General features: G+C 67.8%; 16 protein-coding genes. 1 reads left to right on the top strand and 15 read right to left on the bottom strand.

What is annotated here, in order from left to right; translation table 11 throughout:
• Nucleotides 1–35: 35 nt before the first annotated feature.
• The gene (locus AAEX57_RS08680) at nucleotides 36–2009 is read left to right on the top strand and encodes a M13 family metallopeptidase (RefSeq protein WP_342091944.1); all 1974 of its coding nucleotides are present in this window, start codon (nucleotides 36–38) and stop codon (nucleotides 2007–2009) included.
• A 62-nt stretch (nucleotides 2010–2071) separates the two neighbouring features.
• Here the strand turns inward: AAEX57_RS08680 and AAEX57_RS08675 are convergent, their stop codons facing one another.
• From AAEX57_RS08675 to nuoE, 15 genes are all read right to left on the bottom strand, one after another.
• Nucleotides 2072–3352, bottom strand: a complete 1281-nt coding sequence (locus AAEX57_RS08675) for an aromatic amino acid transport family protein (RefSeq protein ID WP_342091943.1) — start codon at nucleotides 3350–3352, stop codon at nucleotides 2072–2074.
• Nucleotides 3353–3397: 45 nt separating this feature from the next.
• Nucleotides 3398–4777: an L-serine ammonia-lyase gene (locus AAEX57_RS08670; protein WP_342091942.1), complete on the bottom strand. Its 1380-nt coding sequence runs from the start codon at nucleotides 4775–4777 to the stop codon at nucleotides 3398–3400.
• A 178-nt stretch (nucleotides 4778–4955) separates the two neighbouring features.
• A complete protein-coding gene (locus AAEX57_RS08665) occupies nucleotides 4956–5885 on the bottom strand; it encodes a LysR family transcriptional regulator (RefSeq protein WP_342091941.1) in 930 nt (309 codons plus the stop codon).
• A gap of 63 nt (nucleotides 5886–5948) precedes the next feature.
• A complete protein-coding gene (locus tag AAEX57_RS08660) occupies nucleotides 5949–6923 on the bottom strand; it encodes a polyprenyl synthetase family protein (protein ID WP_342091940.1) in 975 nt (324 codons plus the stop codon).
• Nucleotides 6924–7279: 356 nt separating this feature from the next.
• Nucleotides 7280–8218 carry a DUF2207 family protein gene (locus AAEX57_RS08655; RefSeq protein WP_342091939.1) on the bottom strand — a complete coding sequence of 313 codons (939 nt, stop codon included), beginning with the start codon at nucleotides 8216–8218 and terminating at the stop codon, nucleotides 7280–7282.
• Between the two features lie 154 nt (nucleotides 8219–8372).
• Nucleotides 8373–9968, bottom strand: coding sequence for an NADH-quinone oxidoreductase subunit NuoN (gene nuoN / locus AAEX57_RS08650; RefSeq protein WP_342091938.1), 1596 nt, complete (start codon nucleotides 9966–9968; stop codon nucleotides 8373–8375).
• On the bottom strand, nucleotides 9968–11470 hold the full coding sequence (locus AAEX57_RS08645; protein ID WP_342091937.1) for an NADH-quinone oxidoreductase subunit M: 1503 nt from the start codon (nucleotides 11468–11470) through the stop codon (nucleotides 9968–9970). Before AAEX57_RS08645 ends, nuoN begins: the two co-directional genes overlap by 1 nt.
• A 14-nt stretch (nucleotides 11471–11484) precedes the next feature.
• Nucleotides 11485–13350 carry an NADH-quinone oxidoreductase subunit L gene (nuoL, locus tag AAEX57_RS08640; RefSeq protein ID WP_342091976.1) on the bottom strand — a complete coding sequence of 622 codons (1866 nt, stop codon included), beginning with the start codon at nucleotides 13348–13350 and terminating at the stop codon, nucleotides 11485–11487.
• Between the two features lie 52 nt (nucleotides 13351–13402).
• Complete coding sequence (nuoK, locus tag AAEX57_RS08635; protein ID WP_342091936.1) at nucleotides 13403–13702, bottom strand: NADH-quinone oxidoreductase subunit NuoK; 300 nt, start codon at nucleotides 13700–13702, stop codon at nucleotides 13403–13405.
• Entirely contained in the window at nucleotides 13699–14511 is an 813-nt protein-coding gene (locus tag AAEX57_RS08630) for an NADH-quinone oxidoreductase subunit J (RefSeq protein WP_342091935.1), read from the bottom strand. Before AAEX57_RS08630 ends, nuoK begins: the two co-directional genes overlap by 4 nt.
• Entirely contained in the window at nucleotides 14508–15110 is a 603-nt protein-coding gene (gene nuoI / locus AAEX57_RS08625; RefSeq protein ID WP_342091934.1) for an NADH-quinone oxidoreductase subunit NuoI, read from the bottom strand. The genes AAEX57_RS08630 and nuoI overlap by 4 nt, the downstream gene beginning before the upstream one ends.
• Nucleotides 15110–16450 (bottom strand): NADH-quinone oxidoreductase subunit NuoH, encoded by a 1341-nt coding sequence (gene nuoH / locus AAEX57_RS08620; RefSeq protein WP_342091933.1) that lies wholly within the window; start codon nucleotides 16448–16450, stop codon nucleotides 15110–15112. The genes nuoI and nuoH overlap by 1 nt, the downstream gene beginning before the upstream one ends.
• Nucleotides 16447–18882, bottom strand: a complete 2436-nt coding sequence (locus AAEX57_RS08615; RefSeq protein ID WP_342091932.1) for an NADH-quinone oxidoreductase subunit G — start codon at nucleotides 18880–18882, stop codon at nucleotides 16447–16449. The genes nuoH and AAEX57_RS08615 overlap by 4 nt, the downstream gene beginning before the upstream one ends.
• Nucleotides 18879–20198: an NADH-quinone oxidoreductase subunit NuoF gene (gene nuoF, locus AAEX57_RS08610; RefSeq protein ID WP_342091931.1), complete on the bottom strand. Its 1320-nt coding sequence runs from the start codon at nucleotides 20196–20198 to the stop codon at nucleotides 18879–18881. The genes AAEX57_RS08615 and nuoF overlap by 4 nt, the downstream gene beginning before the upstream one ends.
• Nucleotides 20195–20944: an NADH-quinone oxidoreductase subunit NuoE gene (gene nuoE, locus AAEX57_RS08605; RefSeq protein WP_342091930.1), complete on the bottom strand. Its 750-nt coding sequence runs from the start codon at nucleotides 20942–20944 to the stop codon at nucleotides 20195–20197. Before nuoE ends, nuoF begins: the two co-directional genes overlap by 4 nt.
• Between the last annotated feature and the right edge of the window lie 26 nt (nucleotides 20945–20970).

Here is a 20970-nt window from a genome sequence, read left to right as displayed (position 1 = left end):
ACATGGCGCTTGCGTCGCCGGACTAGATTTGCGGGGTGACCGCAGCCCTTGATTCCGCCCGCGTCGATGCCGACGTCCGGCCGCAGGACGACCTCTTCCGCCACGTCAACGGCCGCTGGCTCAGTCAGGCGCCGATCGACGCCGACAAGTCCTCGGCCGGAAGCTTCGTCGACCTGACCGAGAAGTCCCGGATGGCGGTGCGCGCCATCGTCGACGAGTTGGCCACCCGGCCCGCCGTCGAGACCCCCACCGAGGAGGCCGACAAGATCGCCACCCTCTACCGGGACTTCCTGGACGAGGACGCGATCGAGCTGCTGGGTTCCGCTCCGCTGCAGCCGCTGCTGGCTCGGGTGGAGCAGATCACCGGCACCGTCGAGCTGGCCCGGCACTGGGGCTGGTGCCTGGGGCATGGCATCGGCTCCATCGTCGGGCTGGGCCCCGACGCGGACATGGCCGACCCCACCCGCTATGCCGTCTTCCTGGAGCAGGCCGGGCTCGGGCTGCCGGACCGGGACTACTACCTGGCCGAGGAGCACGCCGAACTGCTGGCCGGCTACCGGGCGCACGTGGAACGCAGCCTCACCCTGGCCGGCGTCGACGATGCCACCGCGCAGGCCGACGACGTGCTGGCGCTGGAGACCGAGCTGGCCCGGCGGCACTGGGAACGGGAACGCACCCGGGATCTCAATGCCAAGTACAACCCCAGCAGCTGGGCCGAGCTGAGCGCCGCGGTACCCACGCTTCATCTGGACGAGGTGGCGGCCGGGCTGGGCTGCACCGCCGAGGCGCTGCCCCTGGTGATCAACAGCCAGCCCAGCTTCCTCACCGAGGCCGGCGAACTGGTCACCGACGAGCGGCTGCCGCAGTGGCGCGCCTGGGCGCGCTGGCAGATCGTTGCCGCGCTCTCACCCTGGCTGTCGCGGGCCTTCGTCGAGGAGCGCTTCGACTTCTACGAGCACACCCTGCAGGGCATCCAGGAGCAGAAGCCGCGCTGGAAGCGGGGCGTTGCGCTGGTGGAGTCGGCGATGGGTGAGGCCGTGGGCCGGCTCTACGTCGAGCGGCACTTCCCCGCCTCCTCCAAGGCCGGGATGGACGAGCTGGTGGCCAATCTGCTGGCCGCCTACCGGGAGTCGATCGGTTCCCTGGACTGGATGGGTGAGCAGACCCGGGCGGAGGCGCTGCGCAAACTGTCCGCCTTCACGCCGAAGATCGGCCACCCGGAACACTGGCGCAGCTACGCGGATCTGGAGCTGGTTCCCGGTGACCTGGTGGGCAATGTGTTGCGCGTCGACGAGTTCGAGACCCGTTACCAGCTGGGCAAGCTGACCCGGCCGGTGGATCCGGACGAGTGGCTGATGACCCCGCAGACCGTCAACGCCTACTACCACCCGCTGCGCAATGAGATCGTCTTCCCCGCCGCCATCCTGCAGCCGCCCTTCTTCAACCCCGAGGCCGACGACGCGGTGAACTACGGCGGGATCGGCTCGGTGATCGGGCACGAGATCGGCCACGGCTTCGACGACCAGGGCTCGACCTGCGACGGCGACGGGGTGCTGCGCAACTGGTGGACCGAGGCCGATCGGGCGGCCTTCACCGAGCGCACCGCTGTGCTGGTGGAACAGTTCAATGCGCTGACCCCGCGTCAGCTGGCCGACGACCAGCCGCCGGTGCACGTCAACGGCGCCTTCACGATCGGCGAGAACATCGGTGACCTGGGCGGTGTCGGGATCGCGCTGAAGGCCTGGCGGCTGGCCACTGGCGGCGTCGAACCGGAACCGATCGACGCGTTGAGCGGCACGCAGCGCTTCTTCCACGGCTATGCCGCCATCTGGTGCAACAAGGCCCGCGACGAGATGGCCCGCCGCCTGTTGGTGGTGGATCCGCACTCCCCCGCGGAATTCCGCTGCAACCAGATCGTGCGCAATGTGGACGCCTTCCACGAGGCCTTCGGTACCACGCCGGACGACGCGATGTGGCTTGACCCCGAGCAGCGGGTCAGCATCTGGTGACGGTCTCGCCCCGCCGTCGGTGTCCGAATCGCGACGGCGGGGCGAGAGAATAGCGGCCCTGGTCAGGCGAAGAAACCGCTGACCACGGCGCTGACGGCCAGCAGGCCGGCCACCACGACGAAGACATTGGACGCCCGGCCGCGGTAGCGCTGCAGCACCGGGACCTGGTGGATGGCCCACATCGGCAGCAGGAAGAGCACCATCGCGATGATGGGGCCGGAGAGCTGTTCGATCATCGACAGGATGCTGGGGTTGATGACGGCGGCCAGCCAGGTGGTGAGGAAGATGAAGGCCGCAATCGCCTTGGTCAGCAGCGAGTTGCTGATCTTCGTGGCGTCAGGGTCGGCGAAGCGGATGATGCCGGCCAGGCCTTCGGCAGCACCCAGGTAGTGCCCGAAGAAGGATGACGCGATGGCGGTGATCGCCACCACCGGGCCCAGGTAGGAGATGAACGGCGCACCGTTCACATTGGCGAGGTAGCTGAGCACCGGCAGATTGGTCTCGCGGGCCTTGGCCAGGCCGTCGACACCGAGGGCCAGCACGCAGGACCAGACGAAGCCCATGGCGAAGACCACCAACAGCACCGTGGTGCGCTTGAGCACCTGTGAGGCCTTGTCCGGGGCGTGCTGGCCATACTCCTGCTTCATCGCCAGTGAGAACTGGCTGATCGCCGGGGAGTGGTTGAAGGCGAAGACCATCACGGGGATCATCAACCAGATGGACTTGGCAAGACTGCCAGCCGTCGGGACGTCGGCGGTGAAGAAGTCCAGCTTCCAGCTGGGGATCAGGTAGACGGTGACGCCGAAGAGCACCGCGATCAAGGGATAGACCAGCCAGCCGGTCACGATCAGCATGATCCGCTGACCGGCCACCATCACGCCCATCATGGCCGCGATCAGCAGGAAGCTCAACACCGCACGGGGCGGCGAGGGCTGGTGGAACTGGTTGACGATCAGGCTGTCCACGGTGTTGGTGATGCCGATGCCGTAGATCAACACGATCGGGTAGATCGCGAAGAAGTACAGCACGGTGACGAGCTTGCCGAAGCCGTCGCCGAAGAAGTCCTTGGCGACGACGGTGATGTCGTCGCCCGGGCGACGGGAGTGGCAGATCATCCGGGACAGGGCGCGGTGGGCCAGGTAGGTCATCGGCGCGACCATCAGCGAGACCACCAGCAGCGGCCAGACGCCGCCGGCGCCGGCATTGATCGGCAGGAACAGGATGCCGGCACCGATGGCGGTGCCGAACAGGCTGATCATCCAGTTGCGGTCGAAACCGTTCCAGCGCGGTGCGGCGGGCTCGATCCGGTGTGGGGCGGCCTCGACGGCCTGGTCAGACAACATTGTCTTCATGGTGTTGGTGCTCCTCAGCAGGGTTTTGGTGCGCGCTCAGCACGCCACGTAGTTGACCGCGAGGCCACCACGTGAGGTCTCCTTGTAATCGCTCGACATGTCGGCGCCGGTGGTGCGCAGCGTCAGGATGGCGGCGTCCAGTGACACCTGGTGGGTGCCATTGCCGCGCAGCGCGATGCGCGCGGCATTGATCGCCTTGGTTCCGGCGATCGCGTTCCGCTCGATGCAGGGAATCTGCACCAGGCCGGCAACCGGATCGCAGGTCAGCCCCAGGTTGTGTTCCAACCCGATCTCCGCGGCGTTCTCCACCTGGGCCGGGGTGCCGCCTCGCACCTCGCACAGCCCGGCTGCGGCCATCGAGCAGGCGGAGCCCACCTCCCCCTGGCAGCCGACCTCGGCGCCGGAGATTGAGGCATTCTGCTTGATCAGGATGGTGATCGCGGCGGCGGTCAGCAGGAAGCGGATCACGCCCTCCTCGTCGGCGTCGGGGCAGAACTTCATGTAGTAGTGCAGGACGGCGGGAATGATGCCGGCGGCGCCATTGGTGGGGGCGGTGACCACCCTTCCGCCCGACGCATTCTCCTCGTTCACGGCCAGCGCGAAGAGGTTCACCCAGTCCATCGCCCGCAGGGGGTCGTCCGAGTCGGTCTCGGTCTGCAGCGCCTCGTACAGCTTCGGCGCGCGGCGGGGCACGTCCAGCCCGCCGGGCAGGCTGAATTCGGTGCGCCGGCAGCCGTCGGTGACGCACTGCTGCATCACCCGCCAGATGTTCAGCAGGGCGGCGCGGGTCTCGGCCTCGGGGCGCCAGGTGGCCTCGTTGGCCAGCATCACGTCACTGATGGACATCCGTTCCCGGGCGCAGATGTCCAGCAATTGCTTCGCGGTGTCGAAGCGGTGGGGCAGTTGCACCTCCGGGTCCAGCAGCGGGGTCTGGCTGGTGGCGGCCTGTTCGTCAATCACGAAGCCGCCGCCGATCGAGTAGTAGCGGCTGCTGGCCAGAAGCTCTCCGGCGGCATCGAAGGCCTCGAAGGACATCCCATTGGGGTGGGCCGGCAGGGTCTCGCGCAGGTGCAGCACCAGGTCCTCAGCGCGGTTGAAGCCGATCCGGTGGCCACTGCCCAGCACCAACTGGCCAGAGGCCTCCAGCTCTGCCACCCGAGCATCGACGGTCTCGGTGTCGACGGTTTCCGGGTCCTCCCCCATCAGGCCGAGCAGGACCGCCTTGTCCGACCCGTGCCCCCGGCCCGTGGCACCCAGCGAGCCGTAGAGTTGGCTGCGCACGCGCGCGGTCCTGTCGGTGAGACCAGCCTGGTCCAGTTCGGCCAGGAAGAGTGCCGCGGCGCGCATGGGGCCGACGGTGTGCGAGGAGGACGGCCCGATCCCGATCGAGTAGACGTCCAGAACGCTGAGAGCCACGGTGCTTCCCTTCCCGAGAGGCCGCTCGACGTCGTCGTCGGATGTCGGCCGTTCGCGCCAGACGGTGAATTGTCTGATCGACGAACCAACTCTAGGGAGCCTCGGAGGTCATGTGGTCCGACCTGCCGCGATTCGTTGTTGACGTTTCGGAAAGGATGATTGTGGCGAAAATTGACAATCAGCTGGATATCTTGGCGATTGAGGCGTTCTCGCGACGATAGTGCTCCCGGGTGACCCTGCTCAGCTCCCCCACCACCGCCCCCACCACCGGTGAATTGCGGGTGGCAGAACGCACCAGGATCCGCAGTTCGCGGTAGGGGGCGGGCTCGACGTGACGCACCATCAGGTCTTCGGTTTCCCTGCCCAGGTTGAGCGAACTCATCAGGGCCACCCCGAAGCCCGCGCGGACCAGGCCCAGGGCGGCAACCAGATTGCTGCAGTGCGCCACCACCCGGGGTGTGAAGCCGGCCTGCAGACAGACCTCGCTGATCCAGGCCTCGAAACCGGTGTGCTCGGCGTCCATCACCCAGGCCTCGTCGGCGAAGTCGGCCAGATGGGCCGGGTCGGCGGGCGCGGGACGATGATGCGGTGGCAAGCAGAGCACGATCTCGTCGCGGGCCAGCGGAATGACGTCCACCCCCTCGCCGGGGAAGGAAATGCTGTTGTCCACCACGGCGACGTCGATCTCGCCGTCGCGCAGGCGGGCGACGCTCTCATGCGGTTCGGTGTCCATCACCAGGAGTTCCAGTTGCGGGTAGCGCTCCCGCAGGGCCATCAGCACCGTGGGCAGCACCGCCGACGCGAAGCTGGGGAAGGTGCTGATCCGCACCGCACCCTCGACGCCGGTGCGGAAGCGGGCCAGACTGCTCTCCGCCTCCTCGACGACGGCGACGATCCGGCGGTAGTGCGCCACCAGGCTGGCGCCTGCCTCGTTGATCCGCACGGTCCGCCCGGTGCGGTCGAACAGCGGCATCCCGACGTCCTTCTCCAGTAGGGCGATCTGCTGGCTGACGGTCGAGGTGGTGATGTGCAGGTGGGCCGCGGCGGCGGTCATGGTGCCGAACCGGTCGACGGCCGCCAGTACGTGCAGGCGTCGCAGGTCGAGCATCGTTCCTCCGTGCGTTGGCGTTCGGTGGGCCGTGCAGGTGTCACGCCGTAGTGACGGGGTGGATCAGTTGGAACGGCCCACCAGGTCGGTGCAGATCTTGGCCAGGGCGGTCTTGGCATGCCCGTCGGGCAGCGGCGCCAGATGGGACAGCGCCAGATCGGCGTGCCGCTGCACCTCGTCGCGGGCCCGCTCGATCACCGGGTGGGCCCGCAGGCCGGCCAGGGCCTCGGCCAGCTTGTCGTCGTCGGAGAGATCCGAGGCGATCAGCTGCTTGAGTGGCTCGTCGGCCGGGTCGGTGGAGGCCTGCAGCATCAGGGTGGGCAGGGTGGGCACCCCCTCGCGCAGGTCGGTGCCGGGGGTCTTGCCCGTGACATTGCTGGTGATGTCGATGATGTCGTCACTGAGCTGGAAGACGACGCCGATCTCCTCGCCGAAGGCGTCCAGGGCCTTGAGCACCTCGTCGGAGGCGCCGGCGACCATGCCGCCGAAGACGGCGGAGGTGGCGATCAACGAACCGGTCTTGTCGGCCACCACCTGCAGGTAGTGCTCCAGCGGGTCGTCACCCTCCTGCGGGCCGCGGGTCTCCGCGATCTGGCCCTGCACCAGCCTGGCGAAGGTCTCGGCCTGCAGCCGGACGTAATCGGTGCCCAGATCGGCGACGGTGGTGGAAGCCCGGGCGAAGAGGTAGTCCCCCACCAGGATCGCGATGGAGTTGTCCCAGCGACGGTTGGCGCTGGGGGCTCCGCGACGCTTGTCCGCGTCGTCCATCACGTCGTCGTGGTAGAGGCTGGCGACGTGGGTGAGCTCCACCACCAGGGCGGCGCGCACCAGGTCGTCCTCATCGACGTCGTCGCCGAAGTGGGAGCCGAGGATGACCAGCAGCGGGCGAAAGCGCTTGCCACCTGCGTCGATGATGTGACGGGCCGCCTCCGTGACGAAGGGGCTGTCGGCCACTGCCGCCTTGACCAGGTCCTCTTCGATCCTGGCCAGCCGATCAGTGACCGAGGCGTCGAAGGCCTCGTCCACGACGTGCGTCACGGTTCTCCTCATTTCATGCGATTGGGCCCATGCAGACCGTGCCCCAGCCTAGTGGGTGGCCCCGGCACCGCCCAATTCCCGCGCCGAGGCCTCGGCTCCACCTTGCTCCCGACGATGCTCGTCGCGCCCCCCGAAAAACCGGCGCCACGAACCCAGGCCAGCGCACCCTGCTCAGCCCGGCGCGACGTCAGCCCGCGACGCAGCCGCGAGGAACGAGCGGCGAAGCGCGTCGCGGAACAGACCAGTCGGAGCGAAGCGACTCCACCAAGAAGAACCCGACCACCCACGACATGCCACCCGAGCACCCAACGCAGCCACACCGGGGGCCCACGGGGGCGGAGCCCCCGTGCTGATGTTCAGAAGTCGAACAGGTCGAAGATGTCGAAGCCGTCGAAGAAGTCGCTGAGGCCGTCGAAGGCGTCGGCGAGCCCGCTCAGCCCGTCAAGGGAGTCGAACAGGCCGGAGGTGTCGCTGACCAGCTCCGCCAGGTCCAGCCCGGCGACGCCGAGTTCGGCCAGGTCGAGCATGCCGTCCAGCAGGTACCAGGCCATCGGGTCGCTGGCGAATTCGGCGGCGACGGCGGCGGCGTCGGTGAGCTGGGCGCGGCGCACCACCTCGCCGATCACGCCGGCCCAGCGGTCGGCCAGCCCGAAGATCATGGCATAGGGAAGGTAGCGGCTGAACTGGTCGGCGGCCTCCTCGAAGCGGATCTGGTCGGCCTCGGCGGTGGCCAGGTACTTACGGAAGCCAAGGGTCTGGATCCGCACGGCCGTCCCGATGGCGGTGCGCGGGGTGCGGCCGCGCACGAAGGTGCTGATCCGGCCGGGGTGCGGATGGCGCGGGTACCAGCCGAGACGCACCACGTCCTGGTAGAGCAGGTCCCGGCACTGGCGCAGCGGTGCGGCGAGCTGCTTCTTGACCTGCTCCAGCAGGACGGTCTCCACCTGCCCGGGGAAGAGTCCCTGCAAGAGCACCACCTCGGCCGGGGTGAGCTCGCTGGCCACGATGGGCCGCTGCAGGGTGAGCTGCCAGTCGTCGCCCTCCTTGGCGATGGTGAACCAGCCGCGCAGGCTCAGGTCGATCATCATGGCGCCCAGATCAGAGGGGTTCACCTGGCCGTCGATCACGGTGCCGGCCAGGGCGGGGGCGACGCCGTGGGGCGGGTGGAACTGTACCGCCACCTCACCCTTCCACTCCTTGCCGCGCACCGGCCGGGTGTCACCCGTGCCGTCGACGGGCACCTGTCCGGGGGTCAGTCCGACGAATTCCTGGTCCCGGCCGCGACGAAAGATCATGTCTTCGTTCTATACCAGAAATGGGGCCAGACAAGGCAGGACACCATCCACCTCGACCCCCACAGGTCGAGCCATCGGATCCCCTCCCCCCCGGCAGACAGCGAACCGGCCCGCTCCCGGGTGATGGGAGCGGGCCGGTTGGCTGTGGTGCTGGTCAGCGCAGGAAGATCCCTGCCTGCTGGGCCAGATCGAGCAGCGGCTGGGCGTAGATGCCGAAGACCAAGGTGCCGATGGCACCGAGCATGACCACCAGCCAGGTCATCCACGACGGGCTGACCACCTCCACCTCGTCGTCCACCGGATCCCGGAAGAACATCACGACGATCATCCGCAGGTAGAAGAAGGCGGCGATCAGGCTCATGATGATGGCGACGAAGACCAGCCAGGCGTAGCCGCCCTTCCAGGCCGCGGTGAAGGCCAATAGCTTGCCGATGAAGCCCGCGGTCGGCGGGATGCCGGCGAAGCTCAGCAGGAACAGCGTCATCAGGGCGCCGAGCGCCGGGTTGCGACGGCCGACGCCGCGCCAGGCGGTCAGGCTGGTGGCCTCGCCACCGGCCTTGCGCACCATGGTGATCAGGCCGAAGGCCCCCAGCGTCGCCAGGCCATAGGCGGCCAGGTAGAAGAGCACGGCGCTGGTGGAGCCGATTCCGCCCGGGGCCAGGCCGTTGGCGGCGGTATTGGCGCCGAGGATCGCGACCAGCACGAAGCCGGCGTGGGCGATCGAGGAGTAGGCCAGCATCCGCTTGACGTCGCTCTGGGTCAGGGCGACCACGCCACCGACGGCCATGGTCAGCACCGCGATCATGGCGAACATCGGCTGCCAGTCCCAGCGGGCGGCACCGAGCGCAACGTAGAACACGCGCATCATGGCGACGACGGCGGCGAACTTGGTGCAGATCGCCATGAAACCGGTGACCGGGGTCGGCGAACCGGTGTAGACGTCGGGGGTCCAGGAGTGGAAGGGAACGGCACCCACCTTGAACAGCAGGCCCATACCGACCAGCGCCATGCCGGCGATCAGCAGGCCATTGCCCTGGGTGCCGCGGCGGATGGCCTCGTCGATGGCGGCCAGCTGGAAGGAGCCGGAGTAGCCGTAGAGCAGCGCGGTGCCGTACAGGAAGAAGGCGCTGGACAGGGCGCCCAGCTGGAAGTACTTCAACGCGGCTTCCTGGCTGAGCATCCGGCGACGACGCGCCAGACCGGCCAGCAGGTAGAGCGGCAGGGAGAAGATCTCCAGTGCGACGAACATCACCAGCAGGTTGTTCGCGGAGGCGAACAGCATCATCCCGAAGATGCTGAACATCAGCAGCGGGAAGACCTCGGTGTGCTCGGCGCGGGCAGCGATCGCCTCGCGTTCCAGCGGGGAGCCCGGGACGGCCGAGCCCATCGCGGTGAACTGCGACTGACCGGCGGAAACCCGACGCTCGGCGAAGAGCAGCGCGGCCATCAGGCCGAAGACCAGCAGCGAACCCCAGACGAAGTAGGTGGGTCCGTCGACGGCGATGGTGTCGACGGCACCGATCTGGGTGCTGCCGATCAGCCAGTTGCGCACCAGCAGCACGATGGAGGCCAGCAGGGTGGCCATGGTGACGATCAGCTGCGCGCCGTAGCGCGGGCCGCGCTTGCTGGTGGTCTCCACCAGCATCGCCAGGCAGGCTCCCACCAGCACCAGGATCAGCGGCGCCAGCAGGCGGTACTCGAGCTTGGGCGCGACGATCTCAAGGGGAACCATGATGTTGAGCAAGCTCATCACTTGACTCCCTTCACGACGGGCTGCGGATCGGTCATGCCAACCTGGGCCATGGTGTCCTTCACGGTGTTCTCGGTGACCTTCAGCATCGGCTGCGGCACGAAGCCGAGCACCAGCAGCAGCGCGATCAGCGGGGCCATCACGGCCTTCTCCCGCACGTTGAGGTCATTGTTGGTGAAGTGCTTGTCGGCCTGTTCCGTGACCGGGCCGGTCATGGTCCGCTGGTAGGCCAGCAGGATGTACAGGGCGGCGAGCACGGTGCCCAGCGTCGAGACGGCGGTGATCACGGGGTGGCGCTGCCAGGCACCGGCCATCACCATGAACTCGCTGATGAAGCTGGACAGGCCGGGCAGGGCCATGGCCGAGAGGCCGGAGACCAGGAAGAGCCCGGCGGCCACGGGGGCCACCTTCTGCACGCCACCGAAGGCGTCGATGCCGGCGGAGCCGCGACGACGGATCAGGAAGCCGACCACCAGGAAGAGTGCGGCGGTGGAGAAGCCGTGATTCAGCATGTAGAAGACGGTGCCGTTCATCGACTGGCTGGTGAAGGCGAAGATGCCCAGCACCATGAAGCCGAAGTGGCTGATCGAGGTGTAGCTGACCAGCCGCAGCAGGTGCTTGGAGCCGATGGCCATCAGCGCGCCGTAGAGGATCGAGATGACCGCCAGCACCAGCACCACCGGGGTGGCCCACTTGCTGGCCTCCGGGAAGAGCGTCAGACAGAAGCGGATCATGCCGAAGGTGCCGATCTTGTCCAGGATGCCTACCAGCAGCGTCGAGGCGCCGGGGGTGGCCTGTTCGGCGGTGTCCGGCAGCCAGGTGTGCACCGGCACCATCGGGGCCTTGATCGCGAAGGCGACGAAGAAGCCCAGCCACAGCCAACGGCCGATGCTGCCGTCGATGTTCATCGCGGCCAGGTCCTTGATCAGGAAGCTGGGGTTGCCGCTCTGCGCGCTGTGGGCGCCCAGGCCGATGATGCTGAACAGCATCACCAGGCCACCGGCCAGCGAGTAGAGCAGGAACTTCAGCGCTGCGGCGCCGCGCTTGGCGCCACCCCAGCCACCGATCAGGAAGTACATCGGGATCAGGGTGGCCTCGAAGAAGAGGTAGAACAGCAGCGCGTCGGTGGCCATGAAGACGTAGAGGGCCAGACCCTCCAGGATCAGGGCCAGGGCGAAGAAGGCATTGCCGGACCAGTTGCCCTCGTCGTCGCCGACATTCCATTCGGCCAGCAGCACGATCGGGACCAGGATCACGGTGAGCAGCACCATGGCCTTGGCCATGCCGTCGAGGCCGAGGGCGTAGTGGGCGCCGATCGAGGCGATCCAGGTGTGCTCCTCGGCAAGGTCACCTCCGGTGAAGAAGGCGAGCAGGCCGATCGCCAGGGTGGCCAGGCTGATCGCCAGGCCGAGGACGCGGCCCGCACCCCCCTTCACGAAGAACAGGACCAGACCACCGACCAGCGGCACCAGGGCCAGCGCGGTGAGCAAGGGGAAAGTCATTGTTTCTCCTCCCCTCAGGCCAGCTGGCCGAGGATCAGTGCGAGCCCGACCAGGAGCGCGCCGGCGACCATGGTGAGGGCATAGCTACGGACGTAGCCGTTCTGCAGCTTGCGGACGACGGTGGACAGGCCACCCAGGGCAGAGGCGGTACCCATCACGGCACCGTCGACGACACCCCGGTCGGCCAGGCCGAGCGCACCGACCAGCTTCTGGCCGGGGTACATGAAGACGGCCTCGTTGAAGGCGTCGCCGTAGAGGTCATTGCGACCGGCCAGCGCCAGCGGATTGCTGGTGGCGGGCTGGTAACCGGGGATGTCCTTGCGGAAGAAGAACCAGCCCAGCAAGACGCCCAGCGCGACGACGGCCATGGTGACCAGCCCGATGGTGCTGACGTGGGTCAGCGACATGTGGTGCACGTCGGCACCGGTTGCCGGCTCCAGCCATTCCCCGATCCAGTTGTTCATCACGGCACCGGCGACGATGCTCAGCACGGCCAGCACCATCAGCGGGATGGTCATGGTCAGCGGGGACTCGTGCGGGTGGACACCCTTGAGCCAGCGCTTCTCGCCGAAGAAGGTCATCATCATCAGTCGGGTCATGTAGAAGGCGGTGACCAGGGCGCCCAGCAGGGCGAGCCCGCCGAAGACCGGGGACTTCTCGAAGGCGGCCTCGATGATGTGGTCCTTGGAGAAGTAGCCGGCGGTGAACGGGAAGCCGATGATCGCCAGGTAGCCCATCGCGAAGGTGAGGAAGGTGATCGGCATCGCCTTGCGCAGCGCACCGAAGTGCCGCATGTCGACGTCGTCGCCCATCCCGTGCATCACCGAACCGGCGCCCAGGAACATGTTGGCCTTGAAGAAGCCGTGGGTGATCAGGTGGAAGATCGCGAAGGCGGCACCGATCGGGCCGAGCCCGGCGGCCAGCATCATGTAGCCGATCTGGCTCATGGTGGAGCCGGCCAGCACCTTCTTGATGTCATCCTTGGAGGTACCGATCCAGGCTCCGAAGAGCAGGGTGACGGTACCGACGATGGCGACGGCCAGCTGTGCGGTCGGCGTCTGGTCGTAGACGTGGTGGCTGCGGATCACCAGGTAGACGCCGGCGGTCACCATGGTGGCTGCGTGGATCAGGGCCGACACCGGGGTGGGGCCCTCCATGGCGTCGAGCAGCCAGGCCTGCAGCGGCACCTGGGCGGACTTGCCGCAGGCGGCCAGCAGCAGGAACAGGCCGATCGCGGTCGCCCAGAAGCTGGACAGGCCGGCGGCGCCCTTGTTCACGTCGACGAAGGCGGAGCTGCCGAACTGGGCCAGCATGGTGAAGATCGCCATGGTCAGGCCCAGGTCACCGACGCGGTTCATCACGAAGGCCTTCTTGCCGGCCAGGGCCGCGGAGGTCTTGTGCTGCCAGAAGGAGATCAGCAGGTAGGAGGCCAGACCGACGCCCTCCCAGCCGAAGAAGGTGATCAGGTAGTTGTCGCCGAGCACCAGCGTCAACATGGCCGCGATGAACAGGTTCAGGTAGGCGAAGAAGCGACGCCGGCGCTCGTCGTGCGCCATGTAGCCGATCGAGTAGATGTGGATCAGCGAGCCGACGCCGGTGATCAGCAGCACGAACAGCACGGAGAGCTGATCGACCAGCAGGCTGACGTCGACCTTCCAGTTGCCCGCGGCGAACAGCGTCCACAGGTGGTTGGTGACGGCGCGTTCGGCCGGCTCCCGCATCAGCATCTCGCCGAACAGGCAGGCGCCGATGGAGAAGGAGTACAGCGATGCCAGAGTGGCCAGCAGGTGGCCCCACTTGTCGGTGGCCCGGCCGGCCAGCAGCAGGAAGGCCGCCACCAGTGCGGGAACCGCGATCATCGTCCAGGCAAACCGGAACATGCCGGTTGCCGCGACGGGAGTGACAATCTCGAGAAGATTCACCGATGCCCCCTCAGAACTTCAGCAGGTTTGCGTCGTCGACCGAGGCCGAGCGTCGGGTACGGAAGATGGTCACGATGATCGCGAGCCCCACCACCACCTCGGCTGCCGCCACCACCATCACGAAGAAGGTGGCGATCTGGCCGTCCAGGTTGCCGTGCATGTGGGAGAAGTTGACCATCGCCAGGTTGGCCGAGTTGAGCATCAGCTCGATCGACATGAAGGCGACCAGCGCATTGCGGCGCAGCAGGAAGCCGAGCACGCCAAGGCTGAACAGGATGGCGCTCAGCACCAGGTAGTAGTTCGGGTTCATTCCCGTCCCTCCTCGGCCTTGACCGATTCGATCGCGTCGAAGGCGCGCTTGGTGGGAGCGCTGAGCTCCTCGGGATTGGTCACCACGCCACGCTCGGCCATCGCGTCGACCACCGAGTTCTGGGCGATGCTGCCGTCGGGCAGCAGGGCCGGGGACTGGATCGCATTGCTGCGGGCGTAGACGCCGGGGTTGGGCAGGGCACCCGGGTGGGCACCCTCGGTGGCGTACTTGCGCAGGCGGGCCTGCACCTGGCCGGCCTGGCGGACCTTCGGGCGCAACTGCTCGCCGTGCGCCAGCACCATCGCGGCCAGCGCGGCGGTGATCAGCAGGGCGGCGGTGGCCTCGAAGACGAAGACGTACTTGGTGAAGACCAGCTCGGCCAGGCTCGGGACATTGCCGCCCTGGGCCGCGACGGCCTCCTCCAGACCCCTCGGCTCACCGACGATGCCATTGCCGATCGCCAGGATCAGCAGGGCGCCGAAGCCGACGGCCGCCAGGATCGAGGCGGCGCGGTGGCCACGGATGGTCTCCACCATCGAGTCGGTGGTGTCGACGCCGACCAGCATCATCACGAACAGGAAGAGCATCAGGATGGCGCCCATGTAGACGATGATCTGCACCACGAACAGGAAGGGCGCATCCAGCGACGCGTACAGCCCGGCCAGGGCGATCATCATCGCCGCCAGCGAGATGGCCGAGTGCACGGGCTTGCGACCCAGCACCATGCCCAGGGCGCCGAGCACCGCAACCGGTGCCAGCACCCAGAAGGCGACCGCCTGTGCGGTCACGAGTGGGACGAGGCTGATCATTTGGTCACTCCCCCATGAGTGGTCGAATCCTGATTGGTCATCCGGCTGGCGGAGGTGGCGCCGGTGGGGGCCGTGCGCACGTCCGGCTGACCGGTGGCGGGCAGACCGAGGAAGTAGTCCTTCTCGTCGTCGCCCAGCCGACGCGGGTGCGGCGGCTGCTCCATGCCGGTCAGCAGCGGGGCCAGCAGCCGATCCTTCTCGTAGATCAGCACCTCGCGGGAGCGATCGGCGAGCTTGAACTCATTGGTCATGGTCAGGGCGCGCGTCGGGCACGCCTCGATGCACATGCCGCAGAAGATGCAGCGCAGGTAGTTGATCTGGTAGACGCGGCCGTAGCGCTCACCGGGGCTGAACCGCGCGTCCTCGGTGTTGTCGCCACCTTCGACGTAGATCGCGTCGGCCGGGCAGGCCCACGCGCACAGCTCGCAGCCGACGCACTTCTCCAGACCGTCGGGCCAGCGGTTGAGCTGGTGACGCCCGTGGAAGCGCGGGGCGAAGACCTTCTCCTTGCCCTTCTGGGGGTAGCCCTGGGTGAAGGTCTTGCGGAACATGGTTCGGAAAGTGATGCCGAAACCGGCCCACTGGTCGAGGAGACCCATCAGGCGTCAACTCCGTTCTTGGTGGTGGCGAGGTCTTCCGACGGGTCAACGCGCTGGGCGCTCACCACGGGGTTGGTGCTCGGCAACGACTGACCGGGCATCGGGGGCACCGGGTAGCCGCCGGCGAAGGCGTCGAATTCGCCGGTCTGGTCCTCGTGGCGGTCCTCCTCCGGCTCGCCGCCGAAGAAGAGCCAGGCCAGCAGGGCGATCGCCAGCACGCCGAGCACGCCTGCCAGCACGACGCGGGTGGTGCCCTCGGCATTGAGCGAGGCCTTCAGCAGGGTGACGAACATGATCCAGACCAGGCTGAACGGGATCAGCCGCTTCCAGCCGATGCCCATGAACTGGTCGTAACGGAAGCGAGGCAGAGCGCCGCGGCACCAGATCAGGATGAAGATCATGATCTGGGTCTTGACGAAGAACCACAGCACGCCCCACCAGCCCTGGTCGACCGCGCCCACCAGGTTGAACGGGAAGGGTGCGCGGTAGCCACCGAAGAAGAGGGTCACGGCCAGCGCGGACAGCGTGGCCATGTGGATGAACTCGGCCAGGTAGTAGGTGCCGTAGCGAAAACCGGTGTACTCGGTGGAGTAGCCACTGACCAGCTCCTGCTCGCACTCCGCCAGATCGAAGGGCGGGGTGTTGGACTCCGCCAGGATCGAGATGAAGTAGATGCAGAAGCTGGGGAAGAGCACCAGCGCGTACCAGCCGGGCACCGGCACCTCGATGCCGAAGAAGTTCATGTGCTGGGCCTGCGCCTCGACGATCTCGGAGGTGGACATGGTGCCCGCCATCAGGAAGACGCTGACCAGGGACAGGCCCATCGCCACCTCGTAGGAGACCATCTGGGCGCTGGCGCGCAGGCCACCGAGCAGCGAGTAGGAGTTGTCCGACGACCAGCCGGCCAGCACCAGGCCGTAGACCGCCATCGAGCCGGTGGCCAGGGTGAACAGCACCGCGACCGGCAGGTCGGTGACCATCAGCCGGGTGGTGTGGCCGAACATGTTCACCTCACCGGCCAGCGGGATCACCGCCCAGGGGGCGAAGGCGCAGACACCGGCGATCACGGGGGCCAGCTTGAAGATGGTCTTGTCCGTGCCGTCCGGGATGAAGGTCTCCTTGAACAGCAGCTTCATGCCGTCGCCGATGGCCTGCAGCAGACCACCGGGCGAGTTCATGATCGGGCCCTTGCGGTTCTGCATCTTGCCGAGGATCCGGCGCATGAACCACACATTGAACAGGCACCACAGCAGCTGGAGCATGAACACGCCCAGCACCTTGATGGCAAGGATCCACCACGGATCCGGGCCGAAGATCGACGAAGCGTTGAGTGGCGTCATGCCACACCTCCAACCATTTCGGAGCCGACGGCTCCAGCGGGACGGGCTTCCAGGGCCACCAGGCTGCCCGCGGGGGCGGCCAGTGCCTCGTTGCTGACCGGCGCGGAATTCGCCGGCAGCCAGACCACGCCGTCGACCATGGCGGTCTCGACGACGACCGGCAGCTGGACGCTGCCCTTGGCGGTGCGCACCTCGACGATGCTGCCGTGGGTCAGGCCGTACTGGGTCGCGGTGTTCACCGAGACCCGGGCGACGGCCTGCGGAGCGGTGGCCATCAGGTGGTGGGCACCGTCGACGCCGGCAGAGCCGTCCAGCAGCACGCGCCAACTGGCCAGCAGCAGGTCACCCTGCCCTTCGGCGACACCGGCGGCGGGCGTCTGGGTGGCAGCCACCCGGGCGCCCTCCCAGTCCCCCAGCTCGGCCAGTTCGGCGCCGGCCGTGGCCGCGGTGCGCACCTGCAGGTCGGCGCCCAGAGCGTCGGCCAGCGCGGCGAGCACCCGAATCTCGGTCATCGGCGCATTGTTCTGCCGGTTGATCACGGCGACCGGGCGGGTGCGGTGCTCCCAGTTCAGGAAGCTGCCGGACTGCTCCTCGATCAGCGCGACGGGGAAGACCACGTCGGCCCGCTCAGCCACCTCGCTCAGCCGCTGCTCCAGGCTGACCACGAAGCCGGCCTGTTCGACGGCGGCGCGGGCCGCGGCCGGATCGGCCAGGTCGGCCAGCTGTACGCCGGAGACCACGAGCGCGGAGAGCTCCCCGGTGGCCGTCGCGGCCAGCATCTGGTCGGCGGAAAGACCGGGCTGGGTGGGCAGGTGGTCGACACCCCACGCGGCCTGCAGGTCGACACGGGCGGTGGCGTCGGCCACCGGGCGTCCACCGGGCAGCAGGTTGGGCAGGCAACCGGCCTCGATCGCACCCAGGTCACCCGCGCGGCGCGGGATCCAGGCCAGTCGGGCACCGGTGGCGTCGGCCAGCTGGCCGACGGCGGTCAGGGTGCCGGGCGACTGGGCCGCCCGCTCCCCCACCAGCACGATGGTCTCGCCGTTGATCTCGACCTGACCGGGCAGGGCCTGCACCGCGGCGGCCTCCTGGCCGGGCAGGGCGGGCACCAGGGTGGCGCCGAGCTTGAGCGAACCATTGGTGAGCAGGCTGCCGACGGTCAGCACCTCGAGCTTCTTCTTGCGGAAGGCCTTGCGCAGCCGCAGGAAGACGATCGGGCTCTCGTCCTCGGGTTCGAAGCCCACCAGCACGACCCGCTTGGCATTCTCCAGGTCGGTGTAGGTGACCGACTCGGCCAGCGTCCGGCCGGCGACCCGGGCGGCCAGGAAGTCGGCCTCCTCGGCGCTGTGCGGGCGGGAGCGGAAGTCGATGTTGTTGGTGCCCAGCACACCGCGGGCGAAGCGGCTGTAGGCATAGGCGGTCTCGGTCAGCAGTCGTCCACCGGTGAGCACACCCACCTTGCCGTTGGCGGCCTGCAGGCCCTCGACGGCGGCGTCGATCGCCTCGTGCCAGCTGGCGGGCACCAGCTTGCCGTCGCGACGCACCAGCGGGCTGGTGATCCGGTCGTCGCCGCGGCCGTACACGAAGCCGAAGCGGCCCTTGTCGCAGTTCCACTCCTCGTTGACCTCGGGATCCAGCCCGGCCAGGCGACGCTTCACCTGGTAGTGCCGGTGGTCGGTGCGCAGCTCACAGCCGGCCGCGCAGTGCTCGCAGCTGGTGGTGGTGCTGACCAGGTCGAAGGGGCGGCTCTGGAAGCGGTAGTCCTCGCTGGTGAGCGCGCCCACCGGGCAGATCTGGATCACATTGCCGCTGAAGTAGGAGTCGAAGGGCTGCTCCTCGAAGTTGCCGACCTGCTGCACGGCGCCGCGCTCCACCAGGGCGATGAAGGGATCGCCGGCGATCTGCTCGGCAAAGCGGGTGCAGCGGGCGCACAGCACGCAGCGCTCGCGATCCAGCAGGATCTGCTTGCTGACATTGACCGGCTTGGGGAAGGTGCGCTTCAGGTCATGGAAGCGGGTCTCGCCCTGGCCATGGCTCATCGCCTGGTTCTGCAGCGGGCACTCGCCGCCCTTGTCACAGATCGGGCAGTCCAGCGGGTGGTTGACCAGCAGGAATTCCAGGTTGCCCTGCTGGGCCTTGGCGGCCACCGGGCTGGTCACCGCGGTCTGCACCTGCATGCCGGGCATGACCTCGGTGGTGCAGGCGGCCTGCGGCTTCGGCATCCCGCGGCCATTGCCGGCGTCGGGCACCTCCACCAGGCACTGGCGGCAGGAGCCGGCCGGGTCGAGCAGCGGGTGGTCGCAGAAACGTGGGATGTCGATCCCGACGCTCTCGGCGGCGCGGATCACCAGCGAGCCCTTGGGCACGCTGACCTGGACGCCGTCGATGGTGAGGGTGACTTCCTCGGGCTTGGGAGCGATCTCGGTGCTCATGCGTGGGCTCCTGTCTTGACGGGGAAGATCGCCGACTTCTCGTACGGGAACAGCTCCCAGGCCGGGGTGCCATTGCAGCCGGCCTCGAACTCGTCGCGGAAATGCTTGATGTAGCCGTTCAGCATCATGCAGAAGGAGTCGCCGAGCAGGCAGAAGCTGCGGCCGGCCACATTGCTGGTGATGTCGATCAGCTTCTCGACGTCGTCGGGCTCACCCTCGCCGCGCTCGATCCGCTGCATGATCTGGGTGGTCCACCACGAGCCCTCACGGCACGGGGAGCACTTGCCGCACGACTCGTGCTTGAAGAACTCCATGTACCGCAGGGCCGCGCGCACGGCCGACGTCGTCTCGTCGAAGACCTGGATGGCCTTGGAGCCGAGCATCGTGCCCTTGGCCGCCAGGCCCTCGTAGTCCATCGTGACGTCGATGTCCTCGGGGGTCAGGATCGGCGCGGAGGCACCGCCCGGGCAGAAGAACTTGAGCTGGTGGCCCTCACGGATGCCGCCGGCCAGATCGATCAGCTCGCGCATCGTGATCCCCATCGGGGCCTCGAAGCAGCCGGGATTCTTCACATGGCCGGAGACGTTGTAGAGCGTGAAGCCCTTGCTCTTCTCCGTGCCCATCGCGTTGAACCAGGCCGGACCGTTCTTGATGATCGACGGCACCGAGGCGATGGTCTCGACATTGTTGACGATCGTCGGGCAGGCGTACAGACCGGCCACGGCCGGGAAGGGCGGCTTCAGGCGGGGCTGGCCGCGGGTGCCCTCCAGCGCGCTGAGCAGCGCCGTCTCCTCGCCGCAGATGTAGGCGCCGGCGCCCGCGTGGACGGTGATGTCCAGGTCAAAGCCGGTGCCCAGCACATTCTTGCCCGCGTAGCCGGCCGAGTAGGCCTCCCGCACGGCCTGCTGCAGGCGACGGATCGGCTGCAGCACCTCGCCGCGGCAGTAGATGAAGGCGTGGTGGCTGTTGAAGGCGTAGCACGCGATGATGATGCCCTCGATCAGGGTGTGCGGGCTGGCCATCATCAGCGGGATGTCCTTGCAGGTACCCGGCTCCGACTCGTCGGCATTGATCACCAGGTAGCGCGGATTCGGGTTGTCCTTGGGCAGGAAGCCCCACTTCACGCCGGCCGGGAAGCCGGCGCCGCCACGGCCGCGCAGGTTGGAGTCCTTGACTGTCGCGATCACCTCGTCGGGCTGCATCCGCAGCGCCGTGCGCAGCGCCTCGTAGCCGCCCTGCGACTCGTAGACGGTGATCTTCCAGGAACGGTCCTGACCCCAGTTGGCGGTCAGGACGGGTGCGAGGGGGTCGGTCACTTCTGTTCCTCCGGCTTCGGCTCGGGCGCGGGGAGGTTGGCCGGGTCGGGAGCCGACCAGCCGTTGGCCTGGGCGATGTTCAGGCCCACCAGCGACGCGTGCCCGGCGGTGGGGCCCTCGTCGGTGCGGCCGTCGGAGAAGCCGGCGAGCACCCGCTCGGCCTCCTTCCAGCTGGTGATCTGGGCGCCCCGGGTGGAGTGCACCTCGTCACCGGAGCGCAGCTTGTCCAGCAGTTCGACGGCGCTGTCCGGGGTCATGTTGTCCATGAACTCCCAGTTGACCATCATCACGGGCGCGAAGTCGCAGGCCGCATTGCACTCGACGGCCTCCAGCGAGATCGAGCCGTCCTCGGTGGTCTCGCCCGCCTTGATCCCCAGGTGCTTCTCGCAGGCGTCCAGCACGTAGTCGCCGCCCATGATCGCGCACAGGCTGGTGACGCAGACACCGACGTGCTGCTTGCCGGCCGGGCGCCGCTTGTACATGGTGTAAAAGGTGGCGACGCCGTTGACCTGGGCCTCGCTCACCCCCACCAGCTCGGCGGTGATCTTCACCCCGGCCGGGCTGACCCGGCCGTCGACCGACTGCACGTAGTGCAGCATCGGCATGATCGCCGAGCGCGGCTGGGGGTAGCGATCCAGGATGTAGCGCATCTCCTGGACGTGCTCGGCGGTGAGGTTGGTGGACTGGTCGGTGTGGTCGACGTCGCCCGAGACCTCGAAGTGGGACTGGAACTCGTGGCCGCTCATCGTGCGGTGCTCCTTGCTGCTGGGAG

The sequence above is a fragment of the Luteococcus sp. H91 genome (assembly GCF_038433135.1).
Lineage (GTDB): Bacteria > Actinomycetota > Actinomycetes > Propionibacteriales > Propionibacteriaceae > Luteococcus.
The sequence above is the reverse complement of the archived record's forward strand: the minus strand, read 5'-3'. Positions and strand labels throughout refer to the sequence as shown.

Bases quoted from the DNA above. Each gene is read 5' to 3' on its own strand.
- AAEX57_RS08675 (WP_342091943.1), bottom strand. From the start codon at position 3,352: ATGTTGTCTGACCAGGCCGTCGAGGCCGCCCCACACCGGATCGAGCCC.
- AAEX57_RS08665 (WP_342091941.1), bottom strand. From the start codon at position 5,885: ATGCTCGACCTGCGACGCCTGCACGTACTGGCGGCCGTCGACCGGTTC.
- AAEX57_RS08655 (WP_342091939.1), bottom strand. From the start codon at position 8,218: ATGATCTTTCGTCGCGGCCGGGACCAGGAATTCGTCGGACTGACCCCC.
- nuoN (WP_342091938.1), bottom strand. From the start codon at position 9,968: ATGAGCTTGCTCAACATCATGGTTCCCCTTGAGATCGTCGCGCCCAAG.
- AAEX57_RS08645 (WP_342091937.1), bottom strand. From the start codon at position 11,470: ATGACTTTCCCCTTGCTCACCGCGCTGGCCCTGGTGCCGCTGGTCGGT.
- nuoL (WP_342091976.1), bottom strand. From the start codon at position 13,350: ATGTTCCGGTTTGCCTGGACGATGATCGCGGTTCCCGCACTGGTGGCG.
- nuoK (WP_342091936.1), bottom strand. From the start codon at position 13,702: ATGAACCCGAACTACTACCTGGTGCTGAGCGCCATCCTGTTCAGCCTT.
- AAEX57_RS08630 (WP_342091935.1), bottom strand. From the start codon at position 14,511: ATGATCAGCCTCGTCCCACTCGTGACCGCACAGGCGGTCGCCTTCTGG.
- nuoI (WP_342091934.1), bottom strand. From the start codon at position 15,110: ATGGGTCTCCTCGACCAGTGGGCCGGTTTCGGCATCACTTTCCGAACC.
- nuoH (WP_342091933.1), bottom strand. From the start codon at position 16,450: ATGACGCCACTCAACGCTTCGTCGATCTTCGGCCCGGATCCGTGGTGG.
- AAEX57_RS08615 (WP_342091932.1), bottom strand. From the start codon at position 18,882: ATGAGCACCGAGATCGCTCCCAAGCCCGAGGAAGTCACCCTCACCATC.
- nuoE (WP_342091930.1), bottom strand. From the start codon at position 20,944: ATGAGCGGCCACGAGTTCCAGTCCCACTTCGAGGTCTCGGGCGACGTC.